General features: G+C 62.5%; 20 protein-coding genes. 18 read left to right on the top strand and 2 right to left on the bottom strand.

From position 1 onward, the window contains the following. Positions 1-244 precede the first annotated feature (244 nt). A complete protein-coding gene (locus tag JL2886_RS13185) occupies positions 245-910 on the bottom strand; it encodes a DUF1028 domain-containing protein (RefSeq protein ID WP_065272426.1) in 666 nt (221 codons plus the stop codon). A 91-nt stretch (positions 911-1,001) separates the two neighbouring features. Between JL2886_RS13185 and JL2886_RS13190 the strand changes: the two genes are divergently transcribed. The 14 genes from JL2886_RS13190 to cobA all read left to right on the top strand — a co-directional run bounded on the left by JL2886_RS13190 (position 1,002) and on the right by cobA (position 20,205). Next, positions 1,002-2,576 carry an ABC transporter substrate-binding protein gene (locus JL2886_RS13190; RefSeq protein ID WP_065272427.1) on the top strand — a complete coding sequence of 525 codons (1,575 nt, stop codon included), beginning with the start codon at positions 1,002-1,004 and terminating at the stop codon, positions 2,574-2,576. A 57-nt stretch (positions 2,577-2,633) separates the two neighbouring features. After that, positions 2,634-3,581, top strand: a complete 948-nt coding sequence (locus tag JL2886_RS13195; protein ID WP_065272428.1) for an ABC transporter permease — start codon at positions 2,634-2,636, stop codon at positions 3,579-3,581. Next, positions 3,578-5,464, top strand: a complete 1,887-nt coding sequence (locus tag JL2886_RS13200; RefSeq protein ID WP_065272429.1) for a dipeptide/oligopeptide/nickel ABC transporter permease/ATP-binding protein — start codon at positions 3,578-3,580, stop codon at positions 5,462-5,464. Before JL2886_RS13195 ends, JL2886_RS13200 begins: the two co-directional genes overlap by 4 nt. Continuing rightward, the gene (locus JL2886_RS13205) at positions 5,461-6,426 is read left to right on the top strand and encodes an ABC transporter ATP-binding protein (protein WP_065272430.1); all 966 of its coding nucleotides are present in this window, start codon (positions 5,461-5,463) and stop codon (positions 6,424-6,426) included. The genes JL2886_RS13200 and JL2886_RS13205 overlap by 4 nt, the downstream gene beginning before the upstream one ends. A 216-nt stretch (positions 6,427-6,642) precedes the next feature. Then, positions 6,643-7,227, top strand: coding sequence for an ANTAR domain-containing response regulator (locus JL2886_RS13210; protein WP_065272431.1), 585 nt, complete (start codon positions 6,643-6,645; stop codon positions 7,225-7,227). After that, positions 7,224-8,399 (top strand): CmpA/NrtA family ABC transporter substrate-binding protein, encoded by a 1,176-nt coding sequence (locus JL2886_RS13215; RefSeq protein WP_065272432.1) that lies wholly within the window; start codon positions 7,224-7,226, stop codon positions 8,397-8,399. Before JL2886_RS13210 ends, JL2886_RS13215 begins: the two co-directional genes overlap by 4 nt. A gap of 273 nt (positions 8,400-8,672) precedes the next feature. Continuing rightward, complete coding sequence (locus JL2886_RS13220; RefSeq protein WP_065272433.1) at positions 8,673-10,040, top strand: CmpA/NrtA family ABC transporter substrate-binding protein; 1,368 nt, start codon at positions 8,673-8,675, stop codon at positions 10,038-10,040. An 85-nt stretch (positions 10,041-10,125) separates the two neighbouring features. Beyond that, entirely contained in the window at positions 10,126-11,208 is a 1,083-nt protein-coding gene (locus JL2886_RS13225) for an ABC transporter permease (RefSeq protein WP_065272434.1), read from the top strand. 5 nt (positions 11,209-11,213) lie between these two features. Next, positions 11,214-12,893 carry an ABC transporter ATP-binding protein gene (locus tag JL2886_RS13230; RefSeq protein WP_065273696.1) on the top strand — a complete coding sequence of 560 codons (1,680 nt, stop codon included), beginning with the start codon at positions 11,214-11,216 and terminating at the stop codon, positions 12,891-12,893. A gap of 5 nt (positions 12,894-12,898) precedes the next feature. Then, positions 12,899-15,343, top strand: coding sequence for a nitrite reductase large subunit NirB (gene nirB, locus JL2886_RS13235; protein WP_065272435.1), 2,445 nt, complete (start codon positions 12,899-12,901; stop codon positions 15,341-15,343). Next, positions 15,340-15,672, top strand: a complete 333-nt coding sequence (gene nirD, locus JL2886_RS13240; RefSeq protein WP_065272436.1) for a nitrite reductase small subunit NirD — start codon at positions 15,340-15,342, stop codon at positions 15,670-15,672. The genes nirB and nirD overlap by 4 nt, the downstream gene beginning before the upstream one ends. After that, positions 15,669-18,293: a nitrate reductase gene (locus tag JL2886_RS13245; protein ID WP_065272437.1), complete on the top strand. Its 2,625-nt coding sequence runs from the start codon at positions 15,669-15,671 to the stop codon at positions 18,291-18,293. Before nirD ends, JL2886_RS13245 begins: the two co-directional genes overlap by 4 nt. After that, positions 18,290-19,249, top strand: a complete 960-nt coding sequence (locus tag JL2886_RS13250) for a glycosyl transferase family protein (protein ID WP_065272438.1) — start codon at positions 18,290-18,292, stop codon at positions 19,247-19,249. The genes JL2886_RS13245 and JL2886_RS13250 overlap by 4 nt, the downstream gene beginning before the upstream one ends. A gap of 11 nt (positions 19,250-19,260) precedes the next feature. Beyond that, positions 19,261-20,205, top strand: coding sequence for a uroporphyrinogen-III C-methyltransferase (gene cobA, locus JL2886_RS13255; RefSeq protein WP_082996084.1), 945 nt, complete (start codon positions 19,261-19,263; stop codon positions 20,203-20,205). A 2-nt stretch (positions 20,206-20,207) separates the two neighbouring features. On the opposite strand, the gene JL2886_RS13260 is transcribed toward cobA, so the two are convergent. Continuing rightward, positions 20,208-22,070 (bottom strand): sigma 54-interacting transcriptional regulator, encoded by a 1,863-nt coding sequence (locus tag JL2886_RS13260; protein WP_065272439.1) that lies wholly within the window; start codon positions 22,068-22,070, stop codon positions 20,208-20,210. A 201-nt stretch (positions 22,071-22,271) separates the two neighbouring features. On the opposite strand from JL2886_RS13260, the gene JL2886_RS13265 reads away from it, so the two are divergent. From JL2886_RS13265 to cynS, 4 genes are read left to right on the top strand one after another with little or no spacing between them, the layout of a single operon-like run. Then, positions 22,272-23,660 (top strand): CmpA/NrtA family ABC transporter substrate-binding protein, encoded by a 1,389-nt coding sequence (locus JL2886_RS13265; protein WP_065272440.1) that lies wholly within the window; start codon positions 22,272-22,274, stop codon positions 23,658-23,660. 3 nt (positions 23,661-23,663) lie between these two features. Then, on the top strand, positions 23,664-24,500 hold the full coding sequence (gene ntrB, locus JL2886_RS13270) for a nitrate ABC transporter permease (protein ID WP_065272441.1): 837 nt from the start codon (positions 23,664-23,666) through the stop codon (positions 24,498-24,500). 10 nt (positions 24,501-24,510) lie between these two features. Beyond that, entirely contained in the window at positions 24,511-25,431 is a 921-nt protein-coding gene (locus JL2886_RS13275) for an ABC transporter ATP-binding protein (protein ID WP_065272442.1), read from the top strand. A 43-nt stretch (positions 25,432-25,474) separates the two neighbouring features. Beyond that, positions 25,475-25,945: a cyanase gene (gene cynS, locus JL2886_RS13280; protein WP_237028372.1), complete on the top strand. Its 471-nt coding sequence runs from the start codon at positions 25,475-25,477 to the stop codon at positions 25,943-25,945. The last annotated feature ends 57 nt before the right edge of the window (positions 25,946-26,002 follow it).

Below are 26,002 nucleotides of genomic sequence, written 5' to 3' on the forward strand. Positions count from 1 at the left end.
AGAAGTTTATCGGGCAATGTCGCGCCAAAGGTGGCGGCAAAGTGGCGTTGGGCCATTGCGTCCGGGATCGGCGAAAACATGCAACAAGGGGCTAAGCCCCTGAAACCATGCCGCGCATGGGCAAGGGTGCCATTAACCAATTAGCAATTGCGGCATAAGTGTGGCGAAAACGTGTTGCGCGCAGCGTAAATACGTCAGCGTGAAGCCCGTGATTCAGCCTTTGCAGGAGCGATTGTGGCGCGGTCTATTGCGGCGCGCGGCTTTTGTCGTTCAGCACGGGGACCTCTGCCAACCAGTCGAAATAGGGGGACTGGCAGGTTTTCTGCCAAAGCTGCTCCAGCGCCGAGATCGGATCGTTGTCGTGCTGGTCGATGCGCAGATCCAGCGGCGGGCGCTCCGGTTCCAGCACCAGCAGGGCTGCGGACTTCAGCCCGCGGCTGTCGCCGCCTGCGTCTTTTGCGGCGGTCAGCACCCGTAGCATGCGTTCGGCGGGCGAGGGGGCTTCTGCGTGCGCCGCTGTCTTCATAGCTTCCAGAACCTCTGGACCAGTCAGCATGTTGCCGGCGATGACAAGACCCGGCTCCGCGATATGGCTGGCATAGGGAACGCTTTGATCGCCGGTGAAGCCCTGTGTGCGCCCTTGCCGGTCCAGCGCGGTGAGCTGCCGGTGCCCACGCCCCGGATCGGCGCTGGTGACACGGGTGACGGCGGTTTCGGCGTCCTCGCCCTGATACATGGCCCGCAGCACGTCATCGCGCCAGAAGCTGCTGGGCGCCGTGCCTTGAGACGCCACAAGACCCGATTCGATATCCCCCCGCAGCACCCAGCCGCCCACGCAAAGGCTGCCAGTGGCGGCCGCCGCAGCGAAAACGCCTGTTTTGCGGTCGTATGTCAAAATCGAGAAGGTCATTTCAGGGTCCAATCACATTTCCCTTGTATTTATCATGATAATTTGCGTGAATGCAATTCATTATGATAAATAAACAGGGAAGGACCCGCTCATGACTCTGCTGAAACTGACCCGCAGGGCGATGTTGGCTGCTGGCGCAGCAACGGCACTCGCCCTTTCCCCGCTTTCTGCGGCTGCTCAGACGCCGCCGGGTGTCCTGATTGTCGGCCAGATTGCCGAGCCGAAGGCGCTGGACCCCGCTGCGGTCACCGCCGTCAATGACTTCCGTATTCTGATGAATGTTTATGACGGTCTGGTGCGCTACAAGGATGGATCGCTGGAAGTTGAACCGGCGCTGGCCACCGCCTGGGACATTAGCGAGGATGGCAAGACCTATACCTTCACCCTGCGCGAGGGCGTGACCTTTCACGATGGCAGCGCCTTTGATGCCGAGGCGGTCAAGTTCAACTTTGATCGGATGCTGGATGAAAACCACCCCTATCACAACACCGGTCCCTTCCCGCTGGCCTTCTTCTTTTCCGCCGTGGAAGAGGTCGAGGTTGTCGATCCGCTGACGGTGAAATTCACGCTCAACGCGCCTTATGCACCGTTCCTGTCGAACCTGGCCTATCCGACCGGCCTGATCGTTTCGCCCGCTGCCGTGGCCGAACACGGCGCTGATTTTGGTCGCAACCCGTCCGGCACCGGTCCGTTCAAATTCGCCGAATGGCGCTCGAACGAGGCGGTGGTCATCGAGAAGAACGCCGATTACTGGGATGGCGCGGCCGAACTGGACGCGGTTGTGTTCCGCCCGATCACCGATGCCAACACCCGCACTGCGGAAATGCTGGCGGGCGGGATCGACCTGATGGTCGAGGTGCCCCCGGTAGCATTGGGTGAATTCCAGAGCGACGCCTACACCGTGCACGAACAGGCGGGTCCGCACGTCTGGTTCCTGATCCTGAACGCTAAGGAAGGCCCCTTTGCAGACAAACGCGTACGTCAGGCGGCGAACTATGCGATCAATAAATCCGCGATCGTGAATGACGTTCTGGAAGGCACCGCGGAAGTCGCCGCCGGTCCGACGCCTCCGGCCTTTGCCTGGGCCTATAACGAGGAACTGGAACCCTATCCCTATGATCCGGCCAAGGCCAAGGAGCTGATCTCTGACGCGGGCGCCGAAGGGGCGGAACTGACCTTCTACGTCACCGAAGGTGGCTCGGGCATGCTGGATCCGCTGGCCATGGGTACCGCCATTCAGGCCGATCTTGAGGCTGTCGGGTTTGACGTCAAAATCGAAACCTACGAATGGAATACCTTCCTTGGCCAGGTGAACCCCGGTCTGGAAGGCAAGGCTGACATGGCCGAGATGGCCTGGATGACCAACGATCCGGACACCCTGCCGTTCCTGGCGCTGCGCACCAGTGCATGGCCCGAAGAAGGCGGTTTTAACTCCGGCTATTACTCCAACCCCAAGGTGGATGAGTTGCTGGAAGCCGCCCGCGCTGCCACCGATCAGGAGGAGCGCGCCAAGCTCTACCGCGAAATGCAGACCATCGTGCAGGAAGACGCCCCGTGGGTCTTTGTCGCGAACTGGAAGCAGAACGCGGTGACCTCTGATCGGGTCGAAGGTTTTGCCCTGCAGCCGTCGTTCTTCCTGTTGCTGGATGACGTGGCCAAGAAATAAGAAACAAGGCGTCGCCGCAGCTGATCCTGCGGCGGCGCCACTCAGGAGGGACGCGCCATGGCGGGCTATATTCTGAAACGGCTGATGTCGGCGATACCTGTGCTGTTTGGTATTTCCATCATCGTCTTTGTCATCATGGCGATGATCCCCGGTGATCCGGCCACGGCCATTCTGGGCTCCTATGCCACGCCGGAGAATGTTGAGAAACTGAACCGGGATCTGGGTCTCGATCAGCCGATGGTGCAGCGGTATTTCATCTGGCTTGGCAATATGCTGCAGGGTGATTTCGGCCGCAGCTTCTCTCTGAACCGTGCCGTGCTGGACGAGGTTCTGGACCGCTTTGGCGCCACTCTGGTTCTGGCTGGTACCTCCTTTGTGCTGTGTTCCATTCTTGGCATCGCTGCGGGCGTTGTTTCCGCGGCGCGCCAATACGGTCTGGCGGACAAGGCGATTACCTTTGCCGTGCTTCTGGGGATTTCCATCCCGTCGTTTTTTCTGGGCATGATGATGATCCTGATCTTTGCCGTGAAGCTGCGCTGGTTTCCCGTGTCGGGCATGTGGCCCATTTACGGCGCCCGCGATCTCTCTGCGCTGATCAGCCATCTGACCCTGCCCGCGCTGGCGCTGGCGGTGGTGGCGACCGGGGTGATTGCCCGGCTGTCGCGTTCGGCCATGCTGGAGGTGCTGCGACAGGATTTCATCCGCACCGCGCGGGCCAAGGGCGTGCATGAACGCTCGGTGATCTGGCGCCACGCCCTGCGCGCGGCCATGGTCGGCATCATCCCGGTTCTGGGGGTGCAGGCGGGCTTCGTGCTGTCGGGCGCGGTCTATATCGAAATGGTGTTTCAGTGGCCGGGTGTCGGGCGGATGCTGGTCGATGCCATCCTGAAACGCGACATTCTGCTGGTGCAGGGCGGCGTGGTCTTTGTGGCAGCCTGTTACGTGCTGTTCAACATCGCGGTCGATGTCGCCCAAAGCATGCTGGATCCAAGGATCAAGACATGAAGAGCTTTCTTTCGCTTCTCGCCCGCAACCGGCTTGCCCTTGGCGGGCTGATCGTGATGGGCGTCGTTGTGCTGCTGGCGCTGGTGACGCCGCTGTTGCCGCTGGCTGATCCGGATGTGACCAATACGGCAAACCGGTTCAAACTGCCGCTGTCAGAGGGCGGCTTGTTGGGTACCGATCATCTGGGCCGCGATCTGCTGAGCCGCCTGATGTGGGGCACCCGCCTGTCGCTGGCGGTCGGATTTGCCGCTGCGGTGATCGCCGCCACCCTTGGCGCTGCGATCGGGATCGTGGCGGGGTTCTATGGCGGGCGCACCGACAATATCATCATGCGCGGCGTCGATATGCTGATGGCCTTTCCCTATATCCTGCTGGCGCTGGCCATCGTTGCGGCGCTGGGGCCGGGGCTGATGAATGCGCTGATCGCCGTCGCCGCTGTCAATATCCCCTTTTTCGCGCGCAATATCCGCGGCATTACCGTGGGCATCGCGCATAAGGAATTCGTCGATGCGGCGCGCCTGTCCGGCATGACCGACTGGCGGATCATCCTGACCGAAGTGCTGCCCAACGTGATCCCTGTGATCGTGATCGCGATGTCCACCACGGTCGGCTGGATGATCCTTGAAACCGCCGGCCTCAGCTTCCTCGGTCTTGGTTCACAGCCGCCGCAGGCTGACCTCGGCTCGATGTTGGGCGAGGCGCGTGCGGCGCTGATCTCCAACCCGCATACCTCGATTGTGCCAGGGGCGATGATCCTGGTGATCGTCATGGCGATCAATCTCCTTGGCGACGGGGTGCGTGATGCGCTGGATCCCAGGCTGAAGTCCGGCGCGCTGTCGCGGCCGATGCCCACCACTCGTGTTGAGCGGTCAGGTCCGGTTCCGGCAGCGTCGGACGATGCTCTGCTGGCGCTGCGCGGGCTCAAGACCGAATTCCAGGTCAAGGACCGCGTCTACAAGGCCGTGGGCGGCGTGGATCTGAAGGTTCAGCCTGGCGAATGTCTGGGCGTGATCGGCGAAAGCGGCTCGGGCAAATCGGTCACAGCACTCAGCGTGATGGGGCTGGTGGCCTCGCCCCCCGGCGTGATCACCGGCGGCGCCGTCCACTACAAGGGCGGGGATCTGATTGGTGCCCCCTATGAAACCCTGCGGAGCCTGCGCGGCAGCCGGATCGCCTATATCTTTCAGGATCCTTTGGCGACGCTGCACCCCCTTTACACCATCGGCGATCAGCTGATCGAGGCGGTGCGCGCGCACCACCCAACGGACCGGGCCGCGGCGCGTGCCCATGCCATCGAGCTGCTGAAATCGGTGCGCATTCCCAATGCCGAGCAGCGGGTGGACAGCTACCCGCATGAGATGTCGGGTGGCATGCGGCAGCGTGTCGGCATCGCCATGGCGCTGGCCAACGATCCCGAGGTGATCATCGCGGATGAGCCGACCACCGCGCTGGATGTGACGGTGCAGGCGCAGATCCTGTCTCTGCTCGAGGATCTGCGGCGCGAACGCGGGTTGGCGATCATCTTTATTACCCATGATTTCGGCGTTGTGGCGCAGATCTGCGACCGGGTCGCGGTGATGTACGCGGGGCGGATCGTGGAGGAAGGCCCCAGTGAGGCGATCCTCAACGCTCCGGCGCATCCCTATACCGCGCGGTTGATGGCCTGCGTGCCCGAATTGGGGCAGGGGCGGCGCGAGCTGGCCGCGATCCCGGGGCTGCCGCCTGCGGTCGATCGGCTGCCGCAGGGCTGCGCCTTCGCGGATCGATGCCACAAGGCACAAGAGGGCTGCCGCGCGGCGGATATCCTGCTTTCCGATCATGGCGCCGACCACCGGGTGCGCTGCATCGCCCCCGAAGACACCCTGCAGGAGGCACGCGCATGACGACGGCTCTGAAACTGACCGACCTCAGCAAGACCTTTCCGGTGGGCAAGCGTCTGTTCGGCCCGGCAAAGGGGATGGTGCGCGCGGTGCAGCCCCTGTCGCTCTCTGTTGAAGAGGGCGAAACACTCGGGATCGTCGGTGAGTCCGGCTGCGGGAAATCCACACTGGCGCGGATGCTGGTGGGCTTGCTGCCGCCCTCCACCGGCACGATCGAAATCAACGGTGCGCCCTTGGACGCCGCCGATCCGGCACTGTTTGGCCGCAAGATCCAGTATGTGTTTCAGGACCCGATCAGCAGTCTGAACCCGCGCAAGACGATCCGGCAAATCATGGAAGCGCCGCTGAAGCACCTGCACGGCATGTCTGCGGCGGAACGTGATGCGCGGATCCGGGAGATCTTTGCGGCGGTGAACCTGCGGGAGGAGTTCCTTGACCGCTACCCGCATGAATTCTCTGGCGGGCAGGCGCAGCGGATCGGTATCGCGCGCGCACTGGCGGCGGATGCGCGGATCCTGATCCTGGATGAGCCGGTCTCGGCGCTGGATGTTTCGGTGCAGGCGCAGGTCTTGAACCTGCTGGCTGATCTGAAGCAAAAGTTCGGGCTGACCTACTTGTTCATCAGTCACGATCTGGCTGTGGTCGAGGCAGTCAGCGACCGCGTTGCCGTGCTCTATTTCGGCGCGGTGGTCGAGGTCGGCCCGGCGGAGCAGATCTTTGCTCAGCCGAAACACCCCTATACCAAGCTTCTGGCGGATAGCGCCCCGGTTGTCGGGCGTGCGCTGGTGGCGCCGGAGGGACGCGAGACCGAGCTGCCCGATCCGCTGAACCCGCCGCCGGGCTGCGCCTTCAGCGCCCGTTGTCCTTACGCCAGCGCTGAATGCAGGCAGGCGCCGCCGCCGCTTGAGCAGCAATCGGACGGGGTCTGGGCTGCCTGCTATCATCCGCTGTCTGAAACGGCCTGAAACCCTGGCGCGCGGCGCATGGGAGTAGGTCCCTGATAGGGCTGGATAGCCGGGGGTAATATGCGTCCCGCACAGGTTTGTCGCCTGCTGATTTTTTGACGCTACCGCCAATAAAATGAGCACTCACCCGTGGTCGGCGTCCGGCTGCGGCTCTGGCGCTGGCCTGCGGCACTGCGGCTGCTTGCGGAGCCAGCAGGGTTCGCCCTAGCGGGAATAATGAGTGCCAGATTGACAGTTGTTGTTGTCGAAGAAGATCGGGATCGTGCAATTGCCGTTGTCGATGCGATCAAGGATACCGCCGAGTGCGATGTCTACGTGATCGGCAATTCCAGTGCCCTGGCGCGCAAGATTGCGGCCCATGATCCCGACATTGTTCTGATCGACATCGACAACCCGACCCGTGACATGCTGGAGGAACTGACGCTGGCCTCCGGGCCTCTGGAGCGTCCGGTGGCCATGTTCGTGTCCGGCCCCGCTGGCGGGTTGGCGCAGACCGCGATCGAGGCGGGCGTATCGGCATATGTGGTGGACGGTCTGGCGCCGGACCGGATCAAACCCGTTATGGACACCGCCATTGCTCGCTTTCGCATGGTTCGCCAGATCCGCAACGAACTGGCCGAAACCCGGCGGGCATTGGAAGAGCGCAAGGTCATCGACCGGGCCAAGGGGCTGCTGATGAAGGCAAAGGGCATTGATGAAGACGCTGCCTATGCGCTGCTGCGCAAGACTGCGATGGATCAGGGACGCCGGGTGCCGGATGTGGCAGAGGCGCTGGTCACGGCTTCGGGGCTCTTGGGATGAAGCGAAGCCACCTGCCTGTCGCCTATATGCCCCTAGTCGATGCTGCGCCGCTGATCATCGCGCAGGAAATGGGATTTGCCGAGTCCGAAGGAATTGCGCTGGACCTGATCGCCGCGCCCTCGTGGTCTTCCGTGCGGGATATGCTGGCCTTTGGCCGGGTCGAGGCCGCTCATATGCTGTCACCGGTGCCGGTTGCGATGGCCATGGGGCTGGGCGGGGTGAAGACAGACCTTTCGGCGGTGTCGGTCCTGTCGGTCAATGGAAACGTCATCGGTGTTGGCCGCGCGCTGGAAGAGCGGTTGCGGGACATTGGCTATGGTTTTGATTTCGCCGATCCGGTGAAGGCCGCCGCAGCGCTGGCCGAGGTGCGCTCCGGCCCGGTTGTTTTTGGCGTGCCGTTTCCATTCTCGATGCATGTGGAATTGCTGCGCTACTGGTGTGAAGGCACTGCCCTTGGGGCTGGGGGGATTGAAATCCGCACGGTGCCGCCGCCGCTGATGGCGACTGCGCTGGCCAATGGCGATGTGGATGCCTTCTGTGTCGGTGAACCCTGGGGATCGGTCGCGGTGGATCAGGACTCAGGGGCGCTGCTGCTGCCCGGCAAGGCGATCTGGGGCTTTGCGCCGGAAAAGGTGCTTGCCGTCAAAACCGAATGGGCCGAGAGCGAACCGGCTCTTCTGGGGCGGATCATGCGGGCGCTGTGGCAGGCTGGGCGCTGGCTGGCCAAACCCGAAAGTCGCAGCACCGCCGGAGAGATCCTGTCGCGCAAGAACTATCTTGATGTGTCGCCGGAACTGATCGACCGAGCCCTATCGGGGCAGTTCACCGTTTCGGATCGGGGCGAGCAGCGCCGGGTCGACAGTTTTGTCGAATTCCACCACGGCGCGGCCACCTTTCCCTGGCGCAGTCAGGCGAAGTGGATCGCCCATCGTCTGCGGCAATCCCACGAGGCCGCAGCTTCGCCCTCTCTTGATGAGGTTTCCCGGGTTTTCCGCGCGGATCTGCACCGCAGCCTACTGAGCGAAGCCGGAGTGGATATGCCGGGGGCCTCCGAAAAACTGGAAGGTGCGATTCGACACAAAACGGCGGTGGCCTCGACGCGGGGCGAATTGTGCCTGATGCCAGATGCGTTCTTTGATGGTCGGATTTTTGACCCAGAGGCCCTGGATTGATCACTTATTGGGCAGAAATCCCGCCCAGGCCGTTCGGGTTGGGAAAATCCCGATCAGATTTTCGTTTTTTCTTCGCGATCATGCTGCGCTGCCGCAAGATGAGGACATCGGTTCACAACGGGGTGGACCGATCCGAAATTCTCCCACTGACAGGGATATTCTGAGCAAGGCCGCTCTCGCACCGCCGAAACCATCGGCGCGTAGCGTAGCGGCCTGTTTTGCGTTTGCCCGGTTCCATCCTCCTCCGACCGGGCCTTACCGAAAGGGAAGAAGATGAGAAAACTGATGCTTGGCCTCGTGGCCTCTACCGTTCTGACCAGCCCGGCTTTTGCCGAAGCACTGGAACTTGAAAAAGATGAGTTGACCTTCGGCTTTATCAAGCTGACCGATATGGCGCCCCTCGCCGTGGCCTATGAACAGGGTTATTTCCTCGACGAAGGCCTGTTCGTCACCCTGGAAGCGCAGGCCAACTGGAAGGTTCTTTTGGATGGCGTCATCGGCGGGCAGCTGGACGGCGCACATATGTTGGCTGGACAGCCACTGGCCGCGACCATCGGCTTTGGCACCGAGGCGCATATCATCACGCCCTTCTCGATGGATCTGAACGGCAACGGCATCACCGTCTCCAACGAAGTCTGGGACATGATGAAACCGAACATCCCCACCATGGATGACGGCCGTCCGCAGCACCCCATTTCGGCCGAGGCGCTGGCGCCGGTGGTCGAACAGTATAAATCCGAAGGCAAGCCCTTCAACATGGGCATGGTCTTCCCGGTTTCCACGCACAACTACGAACTGCGTTACTGGCTGGCCGCTGGCGGTCTGCATCCCGGCTATTACAGCCCGGAAAACGTGACCGGCCAGATCGGCGCAGATGTCTTCCTGTCCGTGACCCCGCCGCCGCAGATGCCTGCCACGCTGGAAGCGGGCACCATCAACGGCTACTGCGTGGGCGAACCCTGGAACCAGCAGGCTGTGTTCAAGGGCATCGGCGTTCCGGTGGTCACCGATTACGAGCTGTGGAAGAACAACCCGGAAAAGGTGTTCGGCATCACCGCCGAGTTTGCCGAAGAATACCCCAACACCACCCGCGCGGTGACCAAGGCGCTGATCCGCGCTGCGATCTGGCTGGATGAGAACGACAACGCCAACCGTCCCGAAGCGGTCGAGATCCTGAGCCGTCCGGAATACGTCGGCGCCGATTATGACGTCATCGCCAACTCGATGACCGGCACCTTTGAATATGAAAAGGGTGACAAGCGCGAAGTGCCCGATTTCAATGTCTTCTTCCGCTACAACGCCACATACCCGTTCTATTCGGATGCCGTCTGGTACCTGACGCAAATGCGCCGCTGGGGTCAGATCGCCGATGCCAAGCCCGACAGCTGGTATGACGAGGTCGCCAAATCGGTCTACCGCCCGGATATCTACCTGGACGCGGCCAAGATGCTGGTCGACGAGGGCCTTGCCGACAGTGCCGATTTCCCCTGGGACAGCGACGGTTACAAGGCTCCGACCCCGGCCGAGGATATCATCGACGGCATCGCCTTTGATGGCCGCACCCCCAACGCCTACCTCGAAAGCCTGCCGATCGGCCTGAAGGGTGAGCAGGTTGTCGTGGGCGCCGGTGTCGAAGGCTGACCTATCCTGACCCGGAGCGCGCCAGCACCGGCGCGCTCTATCTCCCCCCTCTCCGTTGTACCTCCGGTTCCGAAAGGCTCTTCCGATGACCACGACCGACCCCGATTTTGCCGCTGCCGAGGAGCGCGAAGCCCGGCGTGCAAGGCTGTTCACCAAGATCAACACCGCCGACAAATGGTTCCAGGTTCTGGGCCTTGCCTGGATGACTCCGATCCTGAAAGCCGTTGCAGGCGACAACCCACAGGCCCAGGTCAAGGAAATCTGGCGCCTTCTCGCCGTGCCACTTATCGCGATCCTCGCATTCCTGCTGCTTTGGGGTACATTGGCGCCCAAGGTGCAAACCTCGCTTGGCGCAGTACCCGGTCCGGCGCAGGTCTGGGCCGAGGTGGTGAACCTGCATGAAGACGCGCAGGCCAAGGCGGCTAAGCGCGAAAAATTCGAAGCCATGCTGGCCAAGCGCAACGAGAAACTGATCGCCGCAGGCCGCGCCGATGAGGTCAAGACCGTCGCCTATACCGGCGCGCCGAGCTATTATCAGCAGATATGGACCTCGATCCGCACGGTGTTCTTTGGCTTTCTGATCGCCACCGCCGTTGCCGTACCGCTGGGCATCGCGGCAGGTCTGTCGCCCACCGCAAATGCCGCCATCAACCCGCTGGTGCAGATCTTCAAACCGGTTTCGCCGCTGGCCTGGCTGCCGATCGTCACCATGATCGTCTCCGCCGTTTATGCGACCAATGACGGGCTGTTCTCCAAAAGCTTCCTGATCTCGGCCATCACAGTGACGCTGTGCTCGCTCTGGCCGACGCTGATTAACACCGCGCTGGGCGTCGCCTCGATCGACAAGGATCTGGTGAATGTCTCTAAGGTCCTGAAAATGAACACCTGGACCAAGATCACCCGGCTGGTGCTGCCCTCGGCGCTGCCGCTGATCTTTACCGGGCTGCGCCTGTCCCTGGGCGTGGGCTGGATGGTGCTGATCGCCGCCGAAATGCTGGCGCAGAACCCCGGTCTTGGCAAATTCGTCTGGGATGAATTCCAGAACGGCTCTTCCAGCTCGCTCGCCAAGATCATGGTGGCCGTCTTCACCATCGGCATCATCGGCTTCCTCTTGGACCGGGTGATGTTTGCGCTGCAGTCCCTGTTCACATTCACGAACAACCGGTGATCGCCATGGCTATTCTGACATTCGACAACGTCTCCAAAAGCTTTGGCACTGGCACCGGCGAGACCCATGTGCTGAAGAACATCAACCTTGAGGTGGAGGAAGGCGAATTCCTCGTGCTCCTTGGCTTTTCCGGCACCGGCAAGACGACGCTGATCAACCTGATGGCGGGGCTCGACAGCCCGACCAAAGGCACCGTCAGCTTTCGCGGCCAGAAGATCGAAGGCCCCGGCCCCGAGCGCGGTGTGATCTTTCAAAGCTATTCGCTGATGCCCTGGCTGACCGTGGCGGGCAATGTGCGCCTTGCCGTCGACACCGTGTTCCCCAAGATGGCAAAGGCGGAAAAAGACGCCAAGGTCGCCCATTACATCCAGATGGTTGGCCTGTCCCATGCCGCCAGCCGCCGCCCGGCGGAACTGTCGGGGGGCATGCGCCAGCGGGTCAATGTTGCCCGCGCCCTGGCCATGTCGCCCGAGGTTTTGCTTCTGGATGAGCCGCTTTCGGCGCTGGATGCGCTGACCCGCGCCAACCTCGCGGATGAGATCGAGGCGATCTGGGAGGCGGACAAGAAGACTTGTGTCCTCATCACCAATGACGTGGACGAGGCGATCCTTCTGGCCGACCGCATCATTGCGCTCAATCCCGATGGCACCCTGGGTGAGGAGTTCCGTGTCACCATCCCCCGTCCGCGCGACCGGGTCGAGATGAACCACCACGAGGGGTTCAAGACCCTGCGCAGCCAGGTCACCTCCTACCTGATGGAGGTTGGCATCGAATCCAAGGTCGAAGGCACCCGCCTGTTGCCGGATGTCACCCCGATTCATGGCCTGCCGTCTGCGGTGGCCAAGGCCCAGGAAAGCGCGACCGAGGAACGCTTCCTCGACTTCTCGCAACTGCACAAGATCTACCCCACGCCGAAGGGGCCGCTCACCGTGGTCGAGGATTTCAACCTCAAGATCAACAAGGGCGAGTTCATCTCGCTGATCGGCCACTCGGGCTGCGGCAAATCCACTGTCCTGACCATGGCGGCGGGTCTGAACCCGATCTCCAAGGGGGCGATCAAGCTGGACCGCCGCCATGTGGAGGGCGCCGATCCCGAACGCGCCGTGGTGTTTCAGTCGCCGAACCTGTTTCCCTGGCTGACCGCACGGGAGAACTGCGCCATCGGGGTCGACAAGGTCTACCCGGGTGCCAGCCGCGCCGAGCGGCAGGATGTGGTGGAATACTATCTGGAGCGCGTCGGCCTGGCCGATGCGATGGACCGCCCGGCCAGCGACATGTCCAACGGGATGCAGCAACGGGTGGGCATCGCCCGCGCCTTTGCCCTGTCGCCGAAACTCCTGCTGCTGGATGAACCCTTCGGGATGCTCGACAGCCTGACCCGCTGGGAACTGCAAGAGGTGCTGATGGAGGTCTGGTCCCGCACCAAGGTCACTGCCATCTGCGTCACCCACGATGTGGACGAGGCGATCCTTCTGGCTGACCGAGTGGTGATGATGACCAACGGTCCGCAGGCCACCATCGGCAAGATCACCGAGGTCGACCTGCCGCGCCCACGCACCCGCAAGGCGCTGCTCGAACACCCGGATTACTACAGCTATCGGCAAGAGGTGCTCGATTTCCTGGAAGAATACGAGCATGGCGCGAAACCGAAAAAACCGGCGCTGAGCGCCGTCGCTGCGGAGTGAGGACCATGAAGCAGAAACTCGTGATAATTGGGGCAGGCATGGCCTCGGGACGGATGCTGGAGCATCTGCTGAACGCGGACCCAGAGGCCTATGAGATCACCCTCTTTAATGCGGAGCCGCGCGGCAACTACAACCGGCTGATGCTGTCGCCGGTGCTGTCGGGCGAAAAGACCTATGCCGAGATCGTCACCCATGACGAAGACTGGTACGCCGAGCATGGCATCACCTGCCGGTTTGGTGAAAAGGTCCTCGCCATCGATCCCGCGCAGAAAGTCGTGCGCGGCGAAAAGGGCGATGTCGCTTACGACAAGCTGGTCATCGCCACCGGGTCGAACCCCTTCATGATCCCCTTGCCCGGACATGATCTGGCGGGCGTGATCCCCTACCGCGATCTGGAAGACACCGAGGCGATGATGGCCCTTGGCGACACCCCCGGGACAAAGGCGGTCGTGATCGGTGGTGGCCTGTTGGGGCTGGAGGCGGCAGCAGGCATGGCCGCGCGTGGCGTCGATGTGACCGTCGTCCATATCATGGGCCACCTGATGGAGCGTCAGCTGGATGAGGCGGCCGGATATCTCTTGCGGAAATCGCTGGTTGAGAAGGGGATCAAGGTCCTTTGCCAGGCGAACTCCAAGGAGATCCTGGATGACGGCACCGGCCATGTGAAGGCCCTGCGGCTGGAGGATGGCACCGAACTACCCTGCAATCTGTTGGTGATGGCGGTGGGCATTCGCCCAAGCATGGCGCTGGCAGAGGCAACGGGCCTTTCCTGCAACCGGGGCGTCGTGGTGGACGACCACATGGTGACCTCGGATTCCGACATCCTTGCCCTTGGCGAATGCGTCGAACATGATGGCGCTCTCTTTGGTCTTGTGGCGCCGCTATACGATCAGGCCAAGGTGCTGGCGCAGACCCTCTTGGGGCAGGACGCGCGTTTCGTGAACAAGGAGGTCTCGACCAAGCTGAAGGTCACCGGTTGCGATCTGTTCAGCGCCGGGGATTTTGCCGAAGGAGAAGGGCGCGAGGATATCGTTTTCCGCGATCCCGCGCGCGGCGTCTACAAGCGGCTGGTGCTGGAAGGCGATCGACTGATCGGTGCCGTCATGTACGGCGACACCGCCGATGGCGCCTGGTTCTACAGTCAGATCAAGGACGGCAGCGATATCGCCGAGATGCGCGATACGCTGATCTTTGGCCCGGCCTATCAGGGGGGCGCCTCCGCGGACCCTTTGTCAGCCGTTGCAGCCTTGCCGGATGATGCGGAAATCTGCGGCTGCAACGGCGTATGCAAGGGCGATATCGTCTCGGCGATCCACGATGGTGCCACCGATCTGGGTGCATTGCGGGCCTGCACCAAGGCGTCTGCCTCCTGCGGGACCTGCACGGGACTGGTGGAACAGGTGCTGGCCGTCACCCTTGGGGACGACTACGCCGCGCCCACAGCGCAGCCCATCTGTGGTTGCTGTGATCTGACGCACGAAGACGTGCGCCGCCTGATCAAATCACAAGAGCTGAAATCTCAGGCTGCGGTCTGGCAGGAGCTGGGCTGGAAAACCCCCAATGGCTGCCATGTCTGCCGCCCGGCGGTGAACTTCTACCTGCTTGCCGACTGGCCGGTGGAATATCAGGACGATCCGCAAAGCCGTTTCGTCAACGAACGCAAGCACGCCAATATTCAGAAGGACGGCACCTTTTCAGTGGTGCCGCGCATGTGGGGCGGCATGACCACCCCGGATGAGCTGCGCGCCATCGCCGATGCGGCCGAGAAATACAACGTGCCCACCGTCCATGTGACCGGCGGCCAGCGGATCGATCTCCTGGGCGTCAAGGGAGAGGATCTGCCGCATATCTGGGCCGATCTCAACAAGGCGGGCATGGTTTCAGGTCATGCCTATGCCAAGGGCCTGCGCACGGTGAAGACCTGCGTCGGCAAGGATCATTGCCGCTTTGGCACCCAGGACAGCACGGGCCTTGGCATCAAGCTGGAAAAACGGCTCTGGGGCTCATGGTCCCCGCATAAGGTCAAGCTGGCCGTCTCGGGCTGTCCGCGCAATTGCGCCGAGGCCACCTGCAAGGACATGGGCGTTGTCTGCGTCGACAGCGGTTACCAGATCGGTGTCGCAGGCGCGGCTGGCATGGATGTGAAGGAAACCGAACGGCTGGCCGATGTGGCAACCGAGGAAGAGGCGCTCGACCTCGCCACCGCCTTCATGCAGCTTTACCGCGAGAACGCCAAATACCTCGACCGGCCCTACAAATGGGTCGCCAAGGTCGGCCTTGATTGGGTGAAGGCCCGCGTCGTGGATGATCTGGAAGAACGCCAGCGCCTGATCGACGCGTTTGAACTGTCGCAAACCATCTACCGCAAGGACCCTTGGGCCAAGGAAGTGGAGGAGAAATCCGCCGCTTATGCCCCCCTTGCCGATCTCACCCTGGAGGCCGCGGAATGAGCTGGATCGATATCGGACATATTGACGAGGTGCCCCTGCGCGGGGCGCGGCTTTTGAAAACCCCGATGGGCTGTATCGCGGTTTTTCGCACCGCCGAGGCAGAGGTCTTTGCCGCCTCCAACAGCTGCCCGCACAAGGGCGGCCCGCTGTCCGAAGGCATCGTGCATGGGCAATCGGTGACCTGCCCGTTGCACAACTGGGTCTTTGACCTCAACACCGGAGAGGCCCAGGGTGCCGATGACGGGCGGATCGAGACCTACCCCTTGCGACTTGAAGGGGCGCGCATTCTGATCGATGCCAGTGCCCTTGCCCGGCGGAGCGCCGCATGAGCGCGCCCGGCGGGATCCGCTCCACCTGCCCCTATTGCGGGGTGGGCTGCGGGGTTCTGTTGTCTGAGGACAAGAACGGCGCGCTTTCCGTGCGCGGCGATCCCGACCACCCGGCCAACTTCGGGCGGCTCTGTTCAAAAGGCTCAGCCTTGGGTGAAACTCTAGGGCTGGAGCATCGTTTGCTTGCTCCAAAGATAGACGGGCAGGACAGCGATTGGGACACGGCGCTCGATCTGGTTGCGGATCGGTTTTCCCAGTCGATCCGCGATCATGGGCCGGACAGCGTCGCCTTCTATGTTTCGGGCCAGCTGCTGACCGAAGACTACTACGTCGCCAACAAGCTGATGAAAGGCTTCATCGGCTCGGCCAATATCGACACCAATTCGCGGCTCTGCATGGCTTCCAGCGTGGCGGGGCACAAACGTGCCTTTGGCAGTGATACCGTGCCCGGCACCTACGAGGATCTGGACGAGGCCGATCTGGTGGTGCTGGTGGGTTCGAACCTCGCCTGGTGCCATCCGGTTCTTTACCAGCGCCTTCTTGCGGCCCGCAAATCACGCGGCACCAAGATTGTGGTGGTGGACCCGCGCCGCACCGCCAGCTGCGACGGCGCCGATCTGCATCTGGCCTTGCAGCCGGGGTCGGACGTGGCCCTGTTCAACCACCTTCTGAGGGAGATCGGCGCGCGCGGCGCGGTGGATCCCGATTTCCTGCAACACACCAATGGGTTCGAAGCTGCGCTCGAAGCAGCCCAGCTTGAGACCCTGTCCCCGACCGGCCTGTCGGAGGAGGAGGTCCGCGCCTTTTGCGACATGTGGATCGGCACAGAAAAGACCGTCACCATCTACAGCCAGGGGGTCAACCAATCGACCAGCGGCAGCGACAAGGTCAACGCCATTCTGAACTGCCACCTTGCCACCGGGCGCATCGGCAGGCCTGGAATGGGGCCCCTGTCGGTGACCGGCCAGCCCAATGCCATGGGCGGGCGCGAGGTCGGCGGGCTGGCGAACATGCTGGCCTGTCATCTCGATCTGGAAAACCCCGATCACCGTCAGGCGGTGCGCGATTTCTGGCAGGCCCCGCAGATGCCCGAGGTGCTGGGGCTGAAAGCGGTGGACATGTTCCGCGCTGTTGCCGATGGGCGGATCAAGGCGCTGTGGGTCATTCACACCAACCCCGCCGTGTCGATGCCCGACTCCGCCGCCGTGCGCGCCGCGATCGAGGCCTGCCCCTTCACCGTGGTCAGTGACATCACCGAACACAGTGACACCGCACGTCTGGCACGGGTGCTGCTGCCCGCCAGCGCCTGGGGTGAAAAGGACGGCACCGTCACCAATTCCGACCGAACCATCAGCCGCCAGCGCGCGGCCCTGCCCGCGCCCGGTGCGGCCCGCCCCGACTGGCAGATCCTCTGCGAAGTTGGCAAACGCATGGGCTGGCACGCGGCCTTTGACTATGAAAGCCCGGTTGAGATCTTCCGTGAATATGCCGCCCTCTCTGGGCTCGCGGGTCAGTTCGGACGCGATTTCGACATCTCCGGCCTCTCCGGGTTGGAGGCATCGGCCTATGACACCCTTGCCCCCACACGCTGGCCTGTCATCGCAGATCGCAGCGGTGGCCGGTTCTTTGCCGATGGCAATTTTTACCATGGCGACAAAAAGGCCCGGCTGCTGCCGCTGCGCTATCGCCCGCCTGCAGCCAGGACCGGGCCAAAGTACCCCTTCCGGCTGAACACCGGGCGACTTCGCGACCAATGGCACACGATGACGCGCACGGGGCTTTCACCGCGCCTTGGCGCGCATATGCCGGAACCCTTCCTTGACCTGCACCCCAATGACGCCGCCACATTGGGTATCACCCCTGCCGATCTTGTGGAGGTGCGCAGCCCCAATGGAAGCGCCATCCTGCGCGCCCGGATCAGTGACGCGGTGCAACCCGGGCAGGTCTTTGCGCCGATCCACTGGACCGGGGAAACCGCGCCCTCTGGCCGGATCGACGATCTGGTAGCAGCCGAAACCGACCCTGTGTCGGGTCAGCCCGAAAGCAAGGCCAGCGTCGTTGCCGTCCAGAAGATGGAGGCCGCCTGGTATGGTTTTGCCGTCTCGACCCGACCAATGGCACCAAACGCCGACTATTGGGCGCAGGCCCCCACCCGTGGCGGCTATCGCGCCGAGATGGCCGGATATGCGCCTGCCCCTGATTGGGAAGAGGAAGCCCGCCGCCTGTTCGATCTGCCCGACGCCGAAGCCGCCACCATTCTGGACCCCGCGCGGGGAACGGCCCGGATCGCCCTGTTCGACAAGGGGCGCCTGCTTGCGGCCCTGTTTGTCGACCGGGAACCGGTGGCGGTGGTGCGGGACTATCTTGCCACGCTCCCGGATGCGGCAGGCACAGAGGTTCTGACCGGTCGCCCCCCGGCGGATGTGCCTGACCCCGGTCCGGTGATCTGCTCCTGCTTCGGGATTGGGATCAACACCATCATCAGTGCCATCGAAACCCAGCACCTGATGACAGTGGAAGCGATCGGTGTCGCACTGGAGGCGGGTACGAACTGCGGTTCCTGCCGTCCGGAACTGGCCGCCATTCTGGCAAGCACCCATCAGCGGGAGGCTGCGGAATGAGCCTGGCCGGTCATGTCGCCACCCTGGGCCGTGGCCCCGGACGCTCCCGCTCTTTGACCCAAGACGAAGCGCGGGACGCCATGACCCTGATGCTGGGCAAGGACGCCGCGCCCGAGGCCATTGGCGCGCTGTTGATGCTCTTGCGCATGAAGGGCGAAACGGCGGAAGAGATCGCCGGTTTCGCGGCTGCCGCACAAGAACAGGCCCCGGCGCTGCCGCGGGTCGACCTCGACTGGCCGTCCTATGCGGCAGGGCGCACGCGTGGGCTGCCCTGGTTCCTTGTCTCGGCGCTGATGGTGGCCCAAAGCGGCAAACGGGCGATGCTGCATGGCTGGAACGGATCCGATCCCACTGTGCGAAACGGTCTTGAAACCCTTGGCATCCCGATTGCCCATACCCCCGCCGAGGCTGAAGCCGCGCTGAACGCAGGGAATATCGTTTATATGCCGCTGGAAAATCTTTGCCCGCCCCTAATGCACCTCTTGTCCCTGCGTGCCGTGCTTGGCCTGCGTTCTTGCGTCAACACGGTGTGCCGGATGCTAAACCCCGCTGGCGCGGCTGCCAGTGTTCAGGGCGTCTTTCACCCCTCCTACCGGCTGTTGCAGGCCGATGCCGCCCAGCGACTTGGCTTGCGATCCCTGACCGTGATCAAGGGGGGCGGCGGCGAATTCGAACGCCACCCGGCCAAGGCCATCGAGGCCTTCGGTTTGCGGGACGGTGCCCCCTGGCAGGAAACCGAGGCGGCCCGACTGGAAGGCACCCGGCGGCTGGCGGACAGCGCCAGGCCGATCAACTCGCTGAAGGTCGCAGTCAGCCCCGCCGCCCTGCCGCGTTTCGAATCCGAAATCATCCTCGGCACGGCTCATCTTGCCATGGACACGCTGGGCTGTGCCGACAGCCCCTTGCACTTTCCCGATGGTACTCACGCGTCGACATCGCTTCCCCTGACAGCCTGAAAGGACATCCCATGACATTGCTGCAACGGCTGTTTCACATCCCCCTGTTTGTCCCGGTGCAAACACTTGCTCTCGCTTCAGGGCCTGCCTCCCTCATCCTGGCGCGGGTGGGCCGCACGCTGGACCGGATGACACCCCAGCTTAGCGCCCCTTCCACGCCGAAGGAACGGCAGGCAAAAGGTCATATCGCCTTGGTCGGGGCAGGGCCGGGGGCGGCGGACCTTTTGACCCTGCGCGCCGTCAAACGCCTGCAGCAGGCCGACGTGATTTTCTACGACCGGCTGGTCGATCCCGAAGTGCTGGAGCTTGCCCGGCCCGGTACTGAAATGGTTTTTGTCGGAAAACATGTCGGGGCGCACAGCTGGCCGCAGGAGAAGATCAACCGCGTGATCGTAACCGAAGCTCTGAAAGGACGCCGCGTTGTGCGGCTGAAATCCGGCGATCCCGGCATCTTTGGCCGCGCCAGCGAAGAGATGGAGGCGGCTGATGAGGCGGGCATCCCGGTTGAGCTGGTGCCTGGCATCACTGCAGCCTCAGCCGCTGGGGCGGCGCTGGGGCGCAGCCTGACCAGTCGCGGTGTTGCCAATGCGCTGGTGCTGACTACGGGCACCGGCTGTGCCAGCGATCCTTTTCCCGATTGCACCCGCCTGTCGGGACCGGGCACGACGACGGCCTTTTACATGTCGGTGCGTCAGGCGCGGCGGCTCGCGGATCAGTTGATGCAGAAAGGCCTGCCTGCGGACAGCCCCGTTGATATCGCGGTGGAGGTCTCCAAACCCGGGGAGCGGCATTTTGCTGCCACTGTCGGCTCTTTGGCGGATGTCATCGCGGCCTGCCACATCACCGGCTGCGCGATCCTGCTGGTCACCTGGCCAGAGGGCGGGGTGCCCACAGTGCAATCGCAAACGGCGGCGGGCCAGACCGCCGAGGGTCCAAAGGCCGTGACTGCTGTCTGACTTCAGCCCCAGTCCAGCGGCGTGATGTCAAAGGACTTGATCCGCGAATAGAGCGTCGTCGGTTTAATCTGCAATAGGGCGGCGGCGCCGGTCGGGCCGGAGACGCGCCCACCCGCTTCGCGCAGGGCGGCGATGATATTGTCCCGGATCATCTCCTGCATTCTGGCCTCGGTATGGAACCTGGTGCCGGGCACCGGGGCGTCTTGGGTCGTGCCGGAGAGTTCGATGACCAGCTTGCGATCCTGCGAGACGATGGCGGCGCGCTCCATCGCATTGTGCAATTCGCGTACGTTGCCGGGCCAGTCATAGGCCTGCATCTGCTGCATCACCCGTTCGGTGATCACCGGCACCGGCCGGTTCAGCCTGCGGCAGGCGATCTTCAGCAGGTGTGCGGCCAGCAGCGGAATGTCTTCGCGGCGGTCGCGCAGTGGCAGGCAGTTGATGGGAAAGACGTTGAGGAACAGAAACAGATCCTCGCGGATGCGCCCGGTGCGGCGCACGGTCTCCTCAGCCAGCGAGGTCGCCGCGATCACCCGGATATCGAGCGGCTTTTCCCGGGTATCGCCCAGCCGGGTGACGGATCCGCTTTGCAGGGCGTGCAGCAGTTTGCCCTGAATTTCGACCGGCAGTTCCTCGACATCGTCGATGAACAGGGTGCCGCCGTGGGCCAGTTCCAGTTTGCCGGGCTTGTCGCGCATGGCGCCATTCGGGGCGCCGCGCATCTGGCCGAACAGTTCGGCCTCGACCTCCTCGGGGGCGACGGAACTGCATTTGAAATGGATCAGCGGGCGCCGGGCGCGGGGGCTGGTCTTGTGGATTTCGGTGGCGACCAGCGATTTCCCGGTGCCGGTTTCGCCGCTGATCAGGACAGTCGCCGTTGTCTTGGCCACCAGATCGATGCGGGCCACGATCTGCCGGATGGCGGGCGAGGATCCGATGATGTCGTGATGGGCGCGCTCTGATGTGATTGCCTCCTGCAGATAGGCGTTTTCCTGTTCCAGCCGGTCACGTAGGGCCGCGACCTCTTCCATCGCCTCGCGCAGCTTGCGTTCGCTTTCCTTGCGCTCGGTGATGTCGCGGAAGATCACCACCGCCCCAACCAGCACCTTCTGATCATAGATCGGGGTCGAAACATATTCGACCCGGATCGGCTTGCCATCCTTGCGCCAGAATACCTCGTCCTCGATCCGGTGGACCTGTTCGAAGCGGAAGGAGCGGTAGATCGGGCATTGCTGCGACGGGTAGTGTTCGCCGTTGAGGTGATGATGGTGGATCATCGAGTGGATGTCCTTGCCCAGCAGATCCTCAGACGTCCAGCCCAGCATCTCACGCGCCGCGCGGTTGACGAATGTGGTCTTGCCCTCGGCGTTGACACCGTAGATGCCTTCGCCTGCAGCGTTGAGGATCAGCTGGTTCTGGCGTTCCAGCTCGGCAAAGAAACCTTCGGTGCGTTTCCAGTTCACAAGGCCGGCACGAAAGGTTTCCGCCAGCGCAGCAGTTTCGGCGCGCTGATCAAGGGCGCGCAGATCGGTCAGCGCCAGGATGATCCAGCCGTCCTGCCCGGGCACCGGCTGGGCCCGGAGTTCGCAGCTCAGCGCGCTACCGTCCCCGGCCCGCAGGGTAACATCGCGGGTCCAGCTTGCGCCGCGATGATCCACCTCCTCGAGGAACACCACGAAGCGGGGCATGTCCTTGCCCAGGTAGTGTGAGAAGGGCAGGGGCGCGCTGCCGTCGTGCCCGTTTCCGAGGAGCCGGGCAGCGGATTGGTTCCAGTCAACCACCCGGTCTTCCGTGGTGTCGAGGACAAGCATGGCCTCGGGAATCGACTGCAAAAGGGAATCGGCGTTGAGAAGATCGAGTGACATGGGAAAAGGTTAATCTCCGCCCTCGTCAGGTTTAAACGAAATTTCGTAATTTACGATATGTCGTAAATGTGGGCGTCCAGAAATCAGCATAACGTACTGAAATAATGTGTTTTTGTTTGCTGCACAAATGTTGGGCGGCTGCTTTTTTTGTCCTGTGGCGACTGTCAGAGTTTACGAAACATTGACTGAAAGGGGACACCCATGACGACAAAGAGCCTTGGAAATCCGTTCTCGGATAAGACCGATCTGCGACACGGCGCCGATTGCGGTTGCGATGGATGCCTATCCGGACACGGCCATGACAAGGGCCACACCGAGCCGCAGCATATGTCCTCTGACGACATGATGGAGCGCGCCGTCGAAAGCGCCATCGTGCGCTCGGTCTTTGGGCACAATGACATCGGTCGCCGCTCTTTCATGGGCATGCTGGGCGGCAGCACGGTGGCTGCGGCGCTGGCCTCGGTCTTTCCGATGGAACAGGCCAAGGCGGCGATCCTCGACGAGTTGGGCCCGCCGGAGAAATCCGATCTCAACATCGGCTTTGTTCCGATCACCTGTGCCACCCCGATCATCATGGCGCAGCCGATGGGCTTCTACGAGCGCTATGGCCTCAATGCGCAGGTCATTAAGACGGCCGGCTGGGCCGTGGCCCGCGACAAGTCGCTGTCGGGGGAATATGACGCCAGCCACATGCTGACACCGATGCCGCTGGCGATGACACTGGGCGCCGGATCCATCGCTGAACCCTACATCATGCCCGCAGTCGAGAACATTAACGGCCAGGCTATCGTGCTGTCGAACGAACACCTGGACAAGCGCGATCCGAAACAATGGAAAGGCTTCACCTTCGGCGTGCCGTTTGAATACTCGATGCACAACTTCCTGCTGCGGTATTACGTGGCCGAGCACGGGCTGGACCCGGATGTCGATATCCAGATCCGCGTGGTGCCGCCGCCGGAGATGGTCGCCAACCTGCGCGCTGGCAACCTTGATGGTTACCTGTCGCCCGACCCGTTCAACCAACGCGCCGTCTGGGAAGGCATCGGCTATATCCACATGCTGACCAAGGACATCTGGGAAGGTCACCCCTGCTGTGCCTTTGCCGCGCCGCTGTCCTTTGCGACCGAATTGCCGAACACATACGGCGCCCTGCTGAAATCGATCATCGACGCCACGCAATACGCGTCAAACCCCGAAAACCGCAAGGAAATCTCTGAAGCCATCGCACCGACCAACTATCTGAACCAGCCGGTTCCGGTGATCGAACAGGTGCTGACCGGCACCTATGCCGATGGTCTGGGCGAGGTTCAGCGCGTGCCCGACCGGATCGATTTCGACCCCTTCCCCTGGCATTCCATGGGGGTCTGGATCCTGACCCAGATGAAACGCTGGGGCTATATCGAAGGCGACGTCGATTACAAAACGGTGGCCGAGCAGGTCTATCTGGCCGCCGACGCCAAGAAGGTGATGAACGATCTCGGCTACGAGGCGCCCGATGTTACCTACAAATCGCACACCATCATGGGCAAGACCTTCGATCCGGCCAAGCCCGAAGAATACGTGTCCAGCTTTGCGATCAGAAAGGGGTGATCCATGCTGGATAACCTTTCAGTCAATCAGCGCGCGGTGATCCTGTCCGTGGTGATGCTGGTGGTGGGCCTCCTGATCTGGGAGGCCGCCATTCCCGCCCAGAAGGCCGCGTCCGAGTTGACGGAATACGAGCGCCTGACCGGCGGCGGGGCCCCCAAGGCGGGCGTGCCCCCGCCAAGCCAGGTGATCGCCAAGGCCTGGGAACAGCTGTCGAACCCCTTCTATGATGCCGGTCCCAACGACAAGGGCATCGGCATCCAGATCGGCTATTCCATCTACCGGGTGCTGACCGGCTATCTGATGGCGGCGCTGATCGCGATCCCACTGGGTTTCCTTATCGGGATGAGCCAGGTCGCCTATAAGGCCTTCAACCCCTTCATTCAGGTGCTGCGCCCGATTTCGCCGCTGGCCTGGATGCCGCTTGCGCTCTTCATTATTCAGGACAGCGAGGCCTCGGCGATCTTCGTGATCTTCATCTGTTCGATCTGGCCGATGCTGCTCAACACTGCCTTTGGCGTTGCCGGGGTGCGCGAGGACTGGGTCAACGTGGCCCGCACGCATGAACTCGGCGCTTTGCGCACCGCCTTCACGGTGATCCTGCCTGCGGCGGCGCCGACCATCATCACCGGTATGCGGATCTCCATCGGCATCGCCTGGCTGGTGATCGTTGCGGCAGAGATGCTCGTGGGGGGAACCGGCATTGGCTACTACGTCTGGAACGAGTGGAACAATCTCGACCTGACCTCCGTCATCTTCTCGATCCTCATGATTGGCGTTGTTGGCATGTTGCTGGATGCCGCCTTTGGTGTCCTGCAGCGCGCCGTCGCCTACGCCGAATAGGAGCATTCCAATGCCTAAACCCTTTCTCAGTATCGAGCGTCTGACGCAGAAATTCCCCGACGGTCAGGGGGGCACCCTGACCGTTTTCGAAAACGCCACCTTTGGCATCGAAAAGGGAGAGTTCGTCTGCATCCTTGGCCACTCTGGCTGCGGCAAGTCGACGATCATGAACATCCTTGCCGGGTTGGCTGAGCCGACTTCGGGCGTGGTCAAGATGGATGGCACCGAGGTCTCCGGCCCGTCGCTGGACCGCGGGGTGGTGTTCCAGAACTATTCGCTGCTGCCCTGGCTTTCGACCCTGAAGAACGTCACCTTTGGTGTGAAGGCGCGCTATCCCGACTGGTCCAAGGCCAAGGTCGAAGAACACGCCCGGGAATATCTGGCCATGGTCGGGCTTGAAGGCGATGTGGTTCAGCGCAAGCCGAGCCAACTGTCGGGTGGTATGCGTCAGCGGGTCTCCATCGCGCGGGCCTTTGCCAACCATCCCAAGCTGTTGCTGCTGGATGAACCCTTTGGCGCGTTGGATGCGCTGACCCGGGGCACCATTCAGGACGAACTCCTGAAGATCTGGGGCGGGACCGAGCAGACAGTGTTCATGATCACCCATGACATCGACGAGGCGATCTTGCTGGCTGACCGCATCCTGCTCATGACCAACGGTCCTTTTGCCCGTGTGGCGGAGTCGGTGGAGATCACCATCCCGCGTCCGCGCAGCCGTACCGAGATCGTCGAACATCCCAACTACTACGCCATCCGCAACCACCTGGTGCAGTTCCTTGGCCAGCGGTCGAAAGAACTGGCCGGACAGAAAAGCGACGATCCCGATCAGCGGCCCGAAACCGTGCGGATCGACAAAACTGCGGCAGAATCCGCCACCGAAGCCGCACCAGAACCGGAACCGGCCCGCCACCTACAGGCGGTCAACGACTGACAGGTCGGCGCGACCGGCTGAAGACAAATCAGGAGGACAACAGATGAAAGATACTTTTGAGGTGCCCACGATGATGAGCAAAGAAGACGTGACCATGATGATCCTCTCGGCCAAGAAACAGGCCGGGATGACCTGGGAAGGCATCGCCGAAAAGATCGGCATGTCGCCGGTCTGGACCCATTCGGCCTGCATGGGCATGAATGGCTTTCCCAAGGACAAGGCCGAAGCGCTGGTGACGGCCCTCGCGCTGCCGCAAGAGGCGGTCTCGGTTCTGGAAGAGCCGCCGACCAAGGTCTGGGAGCAAGCCATCCCCACCGATCCCTGCATCTATCGCCTGTACGAAATCGTCGGAGTTTACGGCCCGACCATCAAGGCGCTGATCGAAGAGAAATTCGGCACCGGCATCATGTCGGCCATCGATTTCGACATGCAGGTGATCCGCGTGCCCCACGAAAAGGGCGACCGGGTCAAGATCGAGATGTCCGGCAAATACCTCGGCTATAATTCCTGGTAAGCCATCAAGCGGCCCATGTGCATTGGAACATGGGCCGCAGAACCCGTCGCCCCGGCC

It is taken from the genome of Phaeobacter gallaeciensis, assembly GCF_001678945.1.
Taxonomy (GTDB): domain Bacteria; phylum Pseudomonadota; class Alphaproteobacteria; order Rhodobacterales; family Rhodobacteraceae; genus Phycobacter; species Phycobacter gallaeciensis_A.